The organism is Candidatus Sulfotelmatobacter sp. (assembly GCA_035504415.1).
Lineage (GTDB): Bacteria > Vulcanimicrobiota > Vulcanimicrobiia > Vulcanimicrobiales > Vulcanimicrobiaceae > Vulcanimicrobium.
Genome location: DATJRY010000017.1, coordinates 37,699 through 50,697 on the forward strand (window position 1 = coordinate 37,699; position 12,999 = coordinate 50,697).

Sequence of the window (12,999 nt, forward strand, 5' to 3'; positions counted from 1 at the left end):
GACGGCCGGAACAGAGGTCGGTTCGTTCCCCCGGGAGGGCCCGTTTCTGTTCACCTACGTCGTCCGGCGGACGTTGCAGAGCATTCCTCTGCTCTTGCTCGTCTCCATCGTGATCTTCTCGATCCTCCAGGCCGCGCCCGGTGGTCCGCTCACGCCGTACCTGCAAAATCCGCATTTGACGGAAGCCGACATCGCTCGGCTCAAGCACAACCTCGGGCTCGATCAGCCCGCGTACGTTCAGTACCTCAAGTGGTTGTGGCAAGTGGTGCACGGCGACTTCGGCTGGTCGATGTCGAACTCGGAGACCGTCACGCAGGCGATCCTCGAGCGCGTTCCGGCGACGCTCGAGCTGATGGGCGCTTCGCTCGTCATCTCGGTCGGGCTGGGCGTCGTGTTCGGCATCCTCAGCGCCGTCAAGCAGTATTCCTGGGTCGATTACCTGATCACGACGTTCGCCTTCTTCGGCCAGTCGATGCCGGTCTTCTGGTTCGCCGTCATGCTGCAGCTGCTGTTCGCCGTCTACGGCGTTCCGGTCGGCTTCGGCTACAAGATCCAGCTGCCGTCGGCGGGCTTGAGCGACTACGATCAGTTCGTGCTCGGTGATCGCTTGCGCCACCTGGTGCTTCCGACGATCGTCCTCTCGCTGGCGTTCCTGGCGCAGTACAGCCGCTTCATGCGCAGCTCGATGCTCGAGGTGATCCGCACCGACTACATGCGGACCGCCGCCGCCAAGGGCGTCTCGCGGTTGGGCGTCATCTTCAAGCACGGCCTCAAGAACGCGCTGATCCCGCTGGTCACGGTCATCGCGCTCACGCTGCCGGGCCTGGTCGCGGGCGCCGTCGTCACCGAGACGATCTTCGCCTGGCCCGGGATGGGCCGGCTGTTCCTCAACGCCCTGCAGCAATTCGATTTCGCGCTGCTGATGGGCTACCTGATGATGGTCTCGTTCTTCGTCGTGTTCTGCAACCTGTTGGCCGACGTGTGTTACGCCTGGCTCGACCCGCGCGTGAAGTACACCTGATGGCGACGACGCTGCCGCTCGCGGCCGCCACCGCCGACGATTTCGTTCCCTCGAAGAACACTGTCTGGCGGCGCTTCCGCCGCCACAAGGTCGCGCTGGCGGGAATCGTCGTCCTCGCGTTGCTCGCGCTGATCGCGATCTTCGCCAAGCTGCTGGCCCCGCAGGACCCCAACTACATCGACCAGGTCCACTGGCAGGGTTATCCGCTCGCCCCCGGCGTCGCCGGGCACATCTTGGGCACCGACGAGGTCGGGCGCGACTTGCTCTCGCGCTTGATGTTCGGCGCGCAGATCTCGCTGACCGTGGCCTTGTTCGCGGTCATCATGGAGATCGTGATCGGTACCGTGCTCGGCGCCGTCGCCGGCTACTACGGCGGGTGGATCGACTTCGTGCTGATGCGCGTCACCGACGTCGTGCTCTCGATCCCGCTCTTGCCGCTGCTGCTGGTCATCACCGCGATCGTCGAAGCAACCTCGACCAAGGCCGCGCTGAGCTTCTTGGTCATCGTGCTGATCATCGGGGGCCTCTCGTGGCCCTCGGTCGCGCGTCTGGTGCGCGCCTCGTTCCTCTCGCTGCGCGAGCGCGAGTTCGCCGAGGCGGCGCGCGCGGTCGGCAACCGCGACGGCCGGATCATCTTCCGCCACCTGCTGCCCAATGCCGTCGCGCCGATCATCGTGCAGGCGACGCTCGACGTCGCGAACGTCATCATCCTCGAGTCGACCCTATCGTTCCTGGGCTTCGGCATCCAGCCGCCGACGGCGTCGTGGGGCAACATGCTGGCCAACTCGCAGAGCAACATCACGCAGGCGCCCTGGGCCGCGATCTTTCCGGGGTTGTGCATCTTGATCACGACGCTGGCGATCAACTATGTTGGTGATGGATTGCGCGACGCGCTCGACCCCAATACGCGGTAGCCGCTAGACGGAGGGATCGCGATGTCCCAGGCACGCCTCATCGTCCTGGTCGCCGTCACGGCGCTGGCGGGATGCGGTGCCGGGCAGAGCGTCCCTGGGACGCATCGTGACGCCGCGTCGAAGACGCGGGTAGCGCTGCGCATCACGATCCCGCACGCGAGCGCGCCGAACCAGGTCGGGCGGCGGCCGGCATATGTCTCGCCGGCGACGCAGAGCGCGACGGTCGACGTCACACCGCAGGGCAGCACGACACCCGTCGGCGGCTACCCGCAGACGGTCGGGCTCACGCCGAGCTCGACCGGCTGCACCTCGTCGCTCGCGAGCACCGTCTGTACCCTCACGCTGAGCGTCGGTGCGGGAAGCTACGCGCTCACGCTGACGACGTACGACGGTGCGAATGCGACCGGGAACGTGCTTTCGGCTGCGCAGAGCGTGCCGTTCACCGTGCTCGCGGGGCAGGCGAACGCGGTTGCGGTAACGCTCGGCGGCGTTCCGGCCGGCGTCGCGTTCCTCTCGGGCAGCGCGGCGCTGACGGGATCGGCCCAGGCCGGATACCAACTGGCGTTCGGCGCGACGGCCGCGAACCTGTCGGTCTTCGGCGTCGATGCCGACGGCAACGTCATCCTGGGCGCCGGGGCGCCGGCGGTGAGCGTCACCAGCGGCAGCGCGCAGGTCGGCGTGAGCGGGCCGGCAACGGCGTCGCCGAACCTGGTGGAGCTGGCCTCGAACGGGCAGAGCGCGCCGGTCACCTTGACCGCAACGGTCACCCCCGCCGCGACCAGCGGCGCGAACGCCGTGAGCGCAACGGTGGTGGTCAGCGTCCCACCGGCGAAGACGCTCTACCTCGTCCAGCTCGTGGGGAGCTCCGTCTACACCTACGACCAGCAAGGGGATCAGCAGGCGCTGCAGTTTTTCTGCAACGGCTGCGGCGAGGCCGAAGGGATCGCCTACGATCCGGTCGACCAGCTCGTCTACGTGTCGACCGTGCAACCCAGCGTGAACGCGTACAGCGCGGCGGGCGGCGCGTTGCAGCCGCTGAGCGGCGGTTTCCCGGGCCTGAGCGTCCCGCAAGGGATCGCGTACGACAGCGGTAACGGCCTGCTCTACGTCGTCGACGACCTCGCCGGCACGGTGCGCGCATACAACGAGCAAGGAAGTCAACAAACGCTCAGCGGGACGTTTCCGGGGCTCTCGTTCCCCGAGGCGATCGGGTACGATCCCGACAACGGCCTACTGTACGTCTCGCAAGATAGCGCGATCCTCGCGTTCGATCAGAACGGCAACCCGCAATCGACCAGCGGCGGCTTCCCGAATCTCACCGCGGCGCCGACCGGCATCACGTACGATACCGGAAACCGCCTCCTGTACGTGAGCAACGAGGGCTACCAGCGCAACATCGGCCAGTTCGTCAACACGGTGACGGCGTACGACGCGCAGGGCGATCAGCAGCCGCTCAGCGGCGGCTTCCCGAACCTCTACAATCCCATCTCGATCGCGTACGACGCGGCGAACGGGCTCATCTACGTGGTGAACGAGTACAGCATCAATGCGTATGACGCGCAGGGGAATCAGCAGACGCTGAGCGGGACGTTTCCGAACCTCGACGCGCCGGAAGCGATCGCGGCCGTGCCGTGAGCGTCCGGCGGGAGCGCGTACAGGCCGCGTCCCCAGCGCGGCGATCTGCCGGAGCTGCGCGTCGGCGGTCGGCCGCAGGTCGATTCCGCTCACCTCGCGCCGGCGCGTCGTACCGAGCCGCGCGAGCGCGTTCAGCGTAGCGTCCAGACGCGCGGCGGGCACGCCGGAGCGCAGGGTGACGGGCAGGGCCCCGGATGCGCGTGCGTGCAGGAGCGCGCGTGCCGCCGCGGCCGCCGGCGCCGTGACCTCCAGCGTGAGCCGTGCGCGCAGGGCGATCAAGGGCGGCCGGCCGTCGGGGGCGCGGAAGACGACCGTCATGGGCGCCGCGGTCGGCGCGGCGCGCTCGGCCGCGGCTTCGCGAGCCTCGTAGGCTGCCAGTGCGCGGTGAAGAAGGCTTCGAACGCGAGCCGGTCGCGACCCGAGATGCGCTCGAGCAGCGCCCGGTCCTCGGCGTCGCTCATCCGGCCCTCATACCGCTTGGTCGAGGGCCGGCAGGCAACGGTTCAGCCTTCGCGGGTCGGGGTGAAGTCGAGCGCCAGCGAGTTGATGCAGTAGCGCTCGCCGGTCGGGCGCGGGCCGTCGGGGAAGACGTGGCCCAGGTGCGAGTCGCAGGCCGCGCAGCGCACCTCGGTCCGGCGCATGCCGTGGGAGGTGTCCTCGATCAGCGTCACCCGGTCGCCGGCCTTCGGCTCCCAGAAGCTCGGCCAGCCCGAGCCGCTGTCGTACTTGGCGTCGGAGGCGAAGAGCTCGGCGCCGCAGGCGCCGCAGCTGTACGTCCCCGCATCCTTCTTGTGGTAGAGCGCGCCGGTGAAGGCTCGCTCCGTGGCGCCCTCGCGGAGGACCGCGAAACGGTCCGGGGAGAGCTCCGCGCGCCACTGCGCGTCGGTCTTGTTCTGGAGGTCCATACACCTCCTAGAACACCGTCAGGGGTGCGCCGCGGTGCAGGTCGAGCAGCGCCCGGTGAAGGTCACGGCTTCGTCCTCGATGGCCACCCCGTACCGCTCGGCCAACGCGCGACGGGTGGCGGCGGGGACGGCGAAGTCGAGATCGGCGATCGTGCCGCAGGTCGCGCAGCGGAAGTGGGCGTGCGGCGGCGCGGCGGGTTCGTAGACGGCGGACGCCTCACCGGGGACGTCGATCTTCATCACTGCGCCCTGCTCGTGCAGGCGGGCGAGGCCACGGTGAACGGTGGCAAAGCCGATCCGGGGCTGGCGGGCGCGGGCCCGCAGCCAGATCTCTTGGGCGGTCAGGTGGTTGCCGTGGCCGGCCTCCTCGACCACCTCCAACAACGTCCGATAGTTGGGGGCCAAGTCTGTCGGATCGGCGGTTGACACCGAGTGCGGGATGGGGTAGCCTCCGGGAGTGAAATCCGTTCTCAGTCAGTTATAGGCGAGTTCGGCTCCCAACACAAGAGTTTTTCGGAGGTTTTTTGTGCTAGCGAAGGTCGGTCAGCCGGCGCCCGCGTTCACCCTGCCGTCCACCAAGGGCGCGACCAGCGCCAAGGACCTGGGTCAGGAAATCAGCTTGTCGGACTACCAGGGCAAGTGGTTGATCTTCTTCTTTTATCCGCTCGATTTCACGTTCGTGTGCCCGACCGAGATCACGGCGCTCTCGGACCGCTACGAGGAGATCAAGGACCTCGACGCCGAGGTGCTGGGCTGCTCGACGGACAGCGTCCACTCGCACTTCGCGTGGCTGAACACGCCGCGTGAGAAGAACGGCATCGCCGGGACGGCCTATCCCCTGGTCGCCGACTTCACCAAGGAAGTCAGCCGCGCGTACGGCGTGCTCGACGAGGCGACCGGTGCCGCCCAGCGCGGGCTGTTCATCGTCGATCCCGAGGGCGTGCTGCGCTACGCGGTCGTGACCAACGACAACGTCGGCCGCTCGGTCGAGGAGACCCTGCGGGTCCTCCAGGCGCTCCAGACGGGCGGGCTGTGCCCGGCCGAGTGGACGCCGGGTAAGCAGCTGCTCAAGGTCGGCTGACGACCATGCCGCTCCGGACCGGATCCGACATGCCGTCGCTCGACGGCGTCTCGACCTGGATCAACGGCGGCGCACCGAGTGACGAGGAGCTGGCCGGCAAGCCGCTCCTCGTCCACTTCTGGTCGGTGAGCTGCTACATCTGCCACAACGTCGCCGCGGACGTCGCCGCCTGGCAGGCCGAGTACGGTCCCCAAGGCCTTGAGTTCGTCTCGGTCCACCAACCGCGCGGCCCCGAGGAGCTCGACGTCGCCGCCGTGACCGAAGACGCGCGGGGCCCGATGGGGATCACCTGGCGCACCGCGATCGACAACGAGCACGCCATCGTGCAGCGCTACGAGAACCAGTTCGTTCCGGCGTACTACCTGTTCGACCGCGACCACAAGCTGGTCCATCGCCAAGCGGGCGACCGCGGGTTCGAGCGTCTGCACGAGAAGATCGCCGCGCTGCTAAAGGAAGACGCGACGGCCGCCTGAGAGGAACCGTACCTCTTGTGGCACCGCCCCCGGCCGTGTAGACTATCGAGGTTGTCGGGGGCGGCTTGCCGTTCCCGGGACCCCGTGCGCGAGTGGCGGAATTGGTAGACGCACTAGCTTGAGGGGTTAGCGGGAGCGATCCCGTGCTGGTTCAAATCCAGTCTCGCGCACCACGTTCGAAGAGCCCGACTCGGTACGGAGTCGGGCTTTTTCGCGCAATGTACGGCCGCGGGACCGCACAAGAGGCTCGCTTGAGCTGCTAGAGAGACAATTAAACCAACACTTTACCGAAATGGGGGTGACCGCGAACACGCTCTGGTGGATACTCAGCGTAGACGGTCAGCGCCCGGCCGTCTCGTCGGGGGTGCGGGGCGAACATACGGACGTTCGCCGGTGAAAACCGGCGGCGGGTTGCCAGAGAAGGCGGCTCTTAGCGACCGCGATCGCTACCGTTTCCGAGATGGGTTTGAGGATGAAAGCACTCCCGATCGCCCTGACGCTCGCACTCCTCGCCGGGTGCGCCGGGTCGTCGACCTCGCTCCCCACGGCCAGCACCCCCAAGAACACCTCGTCCTCGACGCATCACCTGCAGACCAAGACGCAACTCGTCAAGGTGAAGAAGTCCACGCAGCGTGGTTTGCGGATGCCGAAGAACTCCGTCGGCGGTGTCGGCGGCCTTCTGGTCAGCATCATCGTCGATCTGCTCGACGCGCCGCTGGCGGACGGCGGCAACGACGCGCAAGTGAATATCGGCCTGGTCGGGATCAACGCGCTGAGCAACGGCGTGGCGACGCCGATCGTCGCGAACCAGACGCCGCAGGTGGTCAATTTGCTTGCCCTGCAGAGCACGGCCGAGCAATACGCCGCGAGCCTACCGGCTGGAAGCTACGATACGCTCCAGTTGGTCGTCGATCCGACGACCTCGAGCGTGGTGTATCAGGGCCAGACGTACCCGGTCCAGTTCGGAAGCCTCACCAGCGATCCGACCAGTTACGTCGGCATCGATGCGCCGGCCACGTTCGGCAGCGACGGGAGCGCGAACATAACGCTGACCGCCGACTTCAACGTGCTTGAATCCGTCGCGCTCGACGGCGCCATCGCGAACATCGACCCGCAGCTGGTCACTGCGACAAATGCCTCGGACGTCTCGGGTACGATCCTCAACGCCGCCGGCTTGCCGGTTTCCAGTGCGGTGGTGCTCGCGCTTGACGCGAACGGAAACGTCCTGAACTCGACGATCTCGGCGAACGACGGCACCTTCACGCTGCATGCGCTCTCAGCCGGCAGCGCCACTCTGGTGGTCCAGAATGCTTACGTCTCGGCGAGCGGCGAGTCCGTCTCCGCCGACGGCGCTGATGCGACCGCGCCATCGCCCTTGCCACTGGCGATCCCGGGTGGCAACACGATCAATATCGGCTCGCTGACGGACTAGCCCCATGGCCTCTGCGACGGATCAGGACGTCGTTGAGCCAGCGGCGTCCAGTCTCCGACGTGCTCTCCTTGCCGTGCGCGCTGCACGGTACGGCGAGGCCGCCGAGATCCTCAACGGCTGTCAGGAGTGGCCGGAACACGTTCGTGACAACGCGATCGCCCTGAAGGCCGACGCACTCGGTCGGGGCGGCAGCTACGTGGCGGCGCTCGAGTGGCTGACCGGCGTCGCCGATATGGTGACGACCCCGGCCGGCAAATTCGGCTATGAGATCGCACTCTGCCGTGCGTTCACGAACGTCCGCGATCTCGATTCGGCTCGTGCACATGCTGCCACGGCGGAAAAGTTCGTCGACTCGGACCCGCACGGTGCGCTCACACTGGCTTACCAACGTTCGCGCCTGGCGTGGTTCGCGCAAGAGTTCGATCCGCACAACCTGGACGTCGCCGCTTCGGTCACGCATCCCGATCCGACGGCGGCAATGTGCGCGCTCATGATCCGCGCGTGGCACCACGCGGGTCTCGGCGATCTCAAGTCGCAGATCGCCGACCTCCGGCTGGCGCTCGCTATGATCGACCTCGAGACCGAAGACGCGTTGGACGTCGGGGTTCTTGCGACGATCAGCCACGCGCTCGCACGGGTCGCGTTCGAGACTTCCGACGCGGTTGCGCTGGCGGACGTCCGCGCCCGCTTCGAGCAGATCGAGTGGTCGGAGGGCGTGCGGGTCGAGCGCTTCCAAACGCTGCGCATCTTCGGCTGGGACTCGTTCATGTGCGGTCGTCCCGGGCCGGCGCAATGGTCCTTCAAGGAAGCGCGGCAGTGTGCGCCGTCCACCGCCTGGGAAGTCATGGCACATCTGGACCGCGCCTTCGTAGCGAGGATTGCGCGCAACGAGCCGTGGGCACTGGAAGAGCTTGCAGAAGCCGTCCGGCTCAGCCACGCCGTACAGTGGGAATCGACCTTCAACGAAGAGCGCCTCGCGCTGCTGACCCTGGCGACGCTCACTGCTCCGAGTAACGCGGCACGCGCTCAACGCTACGCTGCGACCTTCGCCGCGCTCGGCACCGACTCGGTGCAGGCAACGTTCGCGATTTCGCACGCCGATCGTCGCGCTCGAGCCTTCGCCCGCTACGCGCAAGGCCAAATCGACGCAGTACTCGGGCATCTTGCGGCCGCGGAGCGGGCTTTCCGCGACGCCTACGAGATCTTCGTCTCGATCGACTATCAGTTCCAGGCCGCCATGACGAGCATCGCGCTCGCCGAAGTCACCGGCGAGCCGAGCTGGCGAGAAAAAGCCGCCGCTCACGCGGCGCACTATCCGAACAGCCCGCTCGCGCAGCTGCCGAAGACCGGTGCCGGACTCGAGCCGGCCATGCCGGCGACGCTCTCGCCGTTGCAGAAGCAGGTCGCGCACGCGCTGGCCGGCGGGGCCGAGGTCGGGGACCTCTCGCGTTCGCTCAGCCGCAGCATTTACACCATCGAGCGACAGATCGCCGCCGTCTACCAGGCCTTCGGGGTCAAGACGCGCTCGGAGTTCCTCGCCTCGGCGCGCGCGCTCGGAATGGCGTAGCGATGCTGGTGGTGGTGTTGGCCCTGGTGGCCGCGGGCGGGCTGGCCGGCACGGTGGTGTGCGCGCTGGCGATTCGTCGCGCGCGCGTCGCCGAACGCTCGGCGCAGCGACTCGCGGCGGACGCGGTCGAGCGGCGCTTCAACGTCCTCGAAGCGGTCGCCGACGGCATCTACATCATCGACGAGTCGTTCGTCATCACCCACGTCAACGAAGAGGCGGAGCGCCTCTTGCGCTCGACCTCGATCGAGCTGGTCGGCTCGCGTCTCGACGAGGTGGTCGACCCGTTGGCCTCCGAGCTCGTCCCCGACATCGCGATCGCGCGCAAGACCGGCGAGGTCCTCGAGCACAGCTACGAGTTCTCGGCGGCAGACCGCACCGTCGAAGTGCGCATCAAACCGGCCGCACGCGAGACGCTCGTCTACCTGCGCGACGTCTCGGCGCGCGCGCGCGCCGCTACCCGGCTCGAGGAGAGCGAGCAGCGCCTGCAGCTGGTCACCCAGAACGTCGACGCCGTGCTGTGGACGGCCGGTCGCGACGCGCGCTTCAGCACCGTCACCGGCGGCGCGCTCGACGAGCTGGGCTTGCGCAGCTCGGACCTGTTGGACGAGCCGGTCGACCTGCTGGTCGCGCGGCGCTACCTCGACGAGGCGTTCACCGGCGTTCCGGTGCGCGCCGAAGCGCCGCACGGTGAGCGCTGGCTGCGCCATCATCTCGAACCGATCATCGACCACCGCTACGGCGACGTCAACGGCGCCGTCGGCGTCTCGATCGACATCACCGAGCTCAAGCGTGCTGAGCAGCGCGCCTGGGAGGCCGCCAACCGCGACCGGCTGACGGGCTTGCCCAACCGGCTCGCGTTGGAAGAGTCGCTCGGCGAGCTGCTGGTGCGCGAAGGCCGCGACGGCAAGGAAAGCCGCTTCGCGCTGTTGTTCGTCGACGTCGACCGTTTCAAGGCGATCAACGACACGCTCGGCCATGACGTCGGCGACGAAGTGCTGCGCATCGTCGCCGACCGCATCGCGCAGGCCGTGCGCGAGGGCGACGTGGTCGCGCGGCCGGGCGGCGATGAGTTCATCGCGTTGTTGCCGCGCATCGCCAGCGTCGCCGACGTCGACATCGTCGCGCAGCGCATCATCCGGCTCGTGCGCCGGCCGATCGCGCTGGGCGGCCGCGAGATGGTCGTCGGCGCCAGCATCGGCGTCGCGCTCTTCCCCGAGCACGGGCGCACCACGCGCGCGCTCGTCTCGCGCGCCGACATGGCGATGTACCGCGCCAAGCGCGCCGGCGGCAACGTCCACGCGCACTTCGAGCCGGCGATGGAATCCGAGGCCGCCGAGCGTCTCACCGTCGAGACCGAGCTGCGGCGCGCCCTCGAGCGCGGTGAGCTGCGCGTGCATTACCAGCCGATCGTCGAAACCGAGACGACGCGCCTGGTCGGCTGCGAGGCGCTGGTGCGCTGGCAGCACCCGCACCGCGGCCTGCTCTTGCCCGAGCACTTCCTGGGCGTCGCCGAGGAGACCGGGCTGATCGTCGAGATCGACCGCTGGGTGATCGCCGAGGCGATGCGCGACGCCGGCGCGCTGCGCGCGGCCATCCCCGATTTCGCGCTGGCGGTCAACGCCTCGCCGCGCGCGCTGCGTATTCCCGGCTTCGGCGAGGAGATCGTCGACACCGCGGCCCGGCACGGCTTTCCGCTCGAAGCGCTCACGCTCGAGATCACCGAGCAGATCGCGGTCGACGCGTCGGCGGTGCCGCTGCTCGACGGATTGGCCGCGGCCGGCGTCACGCTGGCGATCGACGACTTCGGCGTCGGCTACAGCTCGCTGGCGTACCTCGCTCGGCTGCCGATCGGCGTGATGAAGCTCGACCGCTCGTTCCTGAGCGGCATCACCGACAACCCGCGCAGCCGGCTGCTGGTACGCTCGATCGTGCAGATGGCGCAAGGCCTGGCGCTGCAGGTCGTCGCCGAGGGCGTCGAAGCGGACGACGAGCTGCGCTTCGTCCGCTCGATCGGGTGCGACTTCGCACAGGGCTACTGCTTCTCCAAGCCGCTCCCGCTCACCGAGCTGGTCGCGCTCCTGGCCCGCGAGCAGGGCGACGTGCGCCGTCCGCGCCCGCGCGCGGCGACGCCGCTCGTCTCCGCCGCCCGAGTCGCGATCTAGCCGCTTCGCCGTCCGCTACCGGACGGCGATCCCTCCCGGCTCGGGGACGTCCGCGCCGACGATCAGTCCGCCTCCGGACGTTTGCGGATACGGCGGATAGATGACGATCATGCCGCCGAAGAAGTTTGCCGCGAAGACGTAGCCGGCCGAGTCGACGGCGATCGCGCCGACCGAGGTCAGGTCGAAGGTCCAGCTGGTGAGCGGCGCAACGTTGGTCGCGCCGCTCGGGTTTGCGGCGTACATCGTTACGCGCTGCGCGTTCTGCGTGTTGGTGACGTAGATACGTCCCTGTCCGTCCAGCGCGACGCCGCCGGGCGCCGTGATCCCGGTGTTCGAGCCGGCGAGCGTCGCGATGGGCGCGCTGGTCACGCTGCCGGACGGACTCGCCGCGAACACGTCGATCGCGTTCGTCTCGATGTCAGAGACGTAGACCTTGCCGGCCGCGTCGACGGCGACGCCGGTGGGTTCTTGCAGGGTCGTGCTGCCACCGCCGATGACGGCCAGCGGCGCCTCGGTCAGATTGCCGGTCGGATGCGCGGGATAGACGAGGACGTCGTGGCCGCCGAAGTTCGCGACGTAGATCTTGCCCGACGCGTCGACGGCGAGTGCCGAGGGCTGGTTTAGGTTCGCATCGCTGATGACGGCTTGCGGCGTCACGGTGCTCGATCCGCCCGCGTAGGGCGCGAAGACGGAGATCGTGCTGTTCGCGCCTTGCACGTTGACGTTGAGCACGTAGATGTTGCCTGCGGCATCCAACGCGACCGCTTCGGGGAGCATCGCGCTCGGCGCGAAGCTCAGCACGCCTTGTGGCACGAACGGCAAGTACGGTTGAGATTCGAAGACCGAATAGACGGTGACCGCGCCGCTGTTCGTGCCGGCCGGGACGATCGTGCTCGCGTTCGGGTTCGCGATGTACACCGCTCGCGGCGTGGGAGAGGGGGTCGGCGTGGGCGTGGGCGTCGGCGTCGGCAGCGCGGCGCTGACGGTGAAGACCGCGAAGAGCAGCGGCTGGCCCGCGGTGACGGTGATGGGCCGTGCCGACGAATCGAAGGTCAGCGTGTTCGAGATGACCTGCGGCGGCCCGCTGATCGTCGTCCAGCCGGCGCTCGCGTTGGTCGGATCGTAGAAGGCCACGTAGGAGAGCGTCGGGGCCGTGTCCGCCGGATCCGCGATCGAGAACGACGGCGGGCCCGGGAACGAGACCGTCGCCGAGGTCGCGACCGAGAAGTAGAGCAGGCCGGCGACGTTCTGGCCACCGATTGCCGCCGGCTTGCGGTGGAGGGCCTGCAGCGTCGGGGTTCCCGGCAGCGGCGCCGCCGAGAGGGTGACGGTGAGCGTCGCACTTCCGCCCGTGGTCTGGGGGAACTGCACCAAGCCCCCGACGGTGCTGTTCAGTGCCAGATTGGCAAGCTGGGCGCTGCTCGGCGTGGGGCCGACGGACACCGTCGCAGCGTCCGTCTCCGGCGTCGGGGTGGGGCTCGGGGTAGCGAGCGTGCCGGGCAGCTTGGGGCTGACGCTGCCGCCGCCGCCACCACCTCCGCCGCCGCAGGCGGCGAGCAACGTCAGAAGGGCGAGCGCGAAAAACGCTCGGCCCGACAACGCCCGGCTGGACATGGTGGCCTCCGTTCCTCTATACCGGCAGCACGACACCGATACCGGTATCTGTACGCGTCATCCCGTCTGTAACACGATTCCGTCCGCCGAGCAAGCTAGCAAAAGAACGAATGCGGCAGCTCTTAAGGAATGCGTAGTTACAACGGCGAATTTCGTTGGTCGGGGCGAAACTCGGGCCGCGGGTCCGGCGTAGCT

At 68.2% G+C, this 12,999-nt stretch carries 12 protein-coding genes and 1 tRNA gene; 9 read left to right on the forward strand and 4 right to left on the reverse strand.

Annotated elements, in window-relative coordinates; all coding sequences use genetic code 11:
* Positions 1 to 46 precede the first annotated feature (46 nt).
* Genes VMD91_13845 through VMD91_13855 form a run of 3 tightly spaced genes read left to right on the forward strand, consistent with a single transcriptional unit; the run spans position 47 to position 3,570 of the window.
* Entirely contained in the window at positions 47 to 1,021 is a 975-nt protein-coding gene (locus VMD91_13845) for an ABC transporter permease (GenBank protein ID HTW85147.1), read from the forward strand.
* Complete coding sequence (gene opp4C / locus VMD91_13850) at positions 1,021 to 1,935, forward strand: oligopeptide ABC transporter permease (protein HTW85148.1); 915 nt, start codon at positions 1,021 to 1,023, stop codon at positions 1,933 to 1,935. Before VMD91_13845 ends, opp4C begins: the two co-directional genes overlap by 1 nt.
* A 21-nt stretch (positions 1,936 to 1,956) precedes the next feature.
* Positions 1,957 to 3,570, forward strand: a complete 1,614-nt coding sequence (locus VMD91_13855) for a hypothetical protein (GenBank protein HTW85149.1) — start codon at positions 1,957 to 1,959, stop codon at positions 3,568 to 3,570.
* 314 nt (positions 3,571 to 3,884) lie between these two features.
* On the opposite strand, the gene VMD91_13860 is transcribed toward VMD91_13855, so the two are convergent.
* From VMD91_13860 to VMD91_13870, 3 genes are read right to left on the reverse strand one after another with little or no spacing between them, the layout of a single operon-like run.
* Positions 3,885 to 4,031 (reverse strand): hypothetical protein, encoded by a 147-nt coding sequence (locus VMD91_13860; protein HTW85150.1) that lies wholly within the window; start codon positions 4,029 to 4,031, stop codon positions 3,885 to 3,887.
* A 42-nt stretch (positions 4,032 to 4,073) separates the two neighbouring features.
* Positions 4,074 to 4,475 carry a peptide-methionine (R)-S-oxide reductase MsrB gene (msrB, locus tag VMD91_13865; GenBank protein HTW85151.1) on the reverse strand — a complete coding sequence of 134 codons (402 nt, stop codon included), beginning with the start codon at positions 4,473 to 4,475 and terminating at the stop codon, positions 4,074 to 4,076.
* An 18-nt stretch (positions 4,476 to 4,493) separates the two neighbouring features.
* Complete coding sequence (locus VMD91_13870; protein HTW85152.1) at positions 4,494 to 4,904, reverse strand: transcriptional repressor; 411 nt, start codon at positions 4,902 to 4,904, stop codon at positions 4,494 to 4,496.
* A gap of 97 nt (positions 4,905 to 5,001) precedes the next feature.
* On the opposite strand from VMD91_13870, the gene VMD91_13875 reads away from it, so the two are divergent.
* The 6 genes from VMD91_13875 to VMD91_13900 all read left to right on the forward strand — a co-directional run bounded on the left by VMD91_13875 (position 5,002) and on the right by VMD91_13900 (position 11,190).
* Positions 5,002 to 5,556, forward strand: a complete 555-nt coding sequence (locus VMD91_13875) for a peroxiredoxin (protein ID HTW85153.1) — start codon at positions 5,002 to 5,004, stop codon at positions 5,554 to 5,556.
* A 5-nt stretch (positions 5,557 to 5,561) separates the two neighbouring features.
* A complete protein-coding gene (locus tag VMD91_13880) occupies positions 5,562 to 6,029 on the forward strand; it encodes a TlpA disulfide reductase family protein (GenBank protein ID HTW85154.1) in 468 nt (155 codons plus the stop codon).
* Between the two features lie 86 nt (positions 6,030 to 6,115).
* Positions 6,116 to 6,202 (forward strand) — tRNA-Leu (locus tag VMD91_13885).
* A 440-nt stretch (positions 6,203 to 6,642) separates the two neighbouring features.
* Positions 6,643 to 7,461 (forward strand): DUF4382 domain-containing protein, encoded by an 819-nt coding sequence (locus VMD91_13890; protein ID HTW85155.1) that lies wholly within the window; start codon positions 6,643 to 6,645, stop codon positions 7,459 to 7,461.
* Between the two features lie 73 nt (positions 7,462 to 7,534).
* Entirely contained in the window at positions 7,535 to 9,028 is a 1,494-nt protein-coding gene (locus VMD91_13895) for a hypothetical protein (protein HTW85156.1), read from the forward strand.
* A 2-nt stretch (positions 9,029 to 9,030) separates the two neighbouring features.
* Positions 9,031 to 11,190 (forward strand): EAL domain-containing protein, encoded by a 2,160-nt coding sequence (locus VMD91_13900; GenBank protein HTW85157.1) that lies wholly within the window; start codon positions 9,031 to 9,033, stop codon positions 11,188 to 11,190.
* Between the two features lie 15 nt (positions 11,191 to 11,205).
* On the opposite strand, the gene VMD91_13905 is transcribed toward VMD91_13900, so the two are convergent.
* The gene (locus VMD91_13905; GenBank protein ID HTW85158.1) at positions 11,206 to 12,804 is read right to left on the reverse strand and encodes an NHL repeat-containing protein; all 1,599 of its coding nucleotides are present in this window, start codon (positions 12,802 to 12,804) and stop codon (positions 11,206 to 11,208) included.
* Positions 12,805 to 12,999 lie beyond the last annotated feature (195 nt).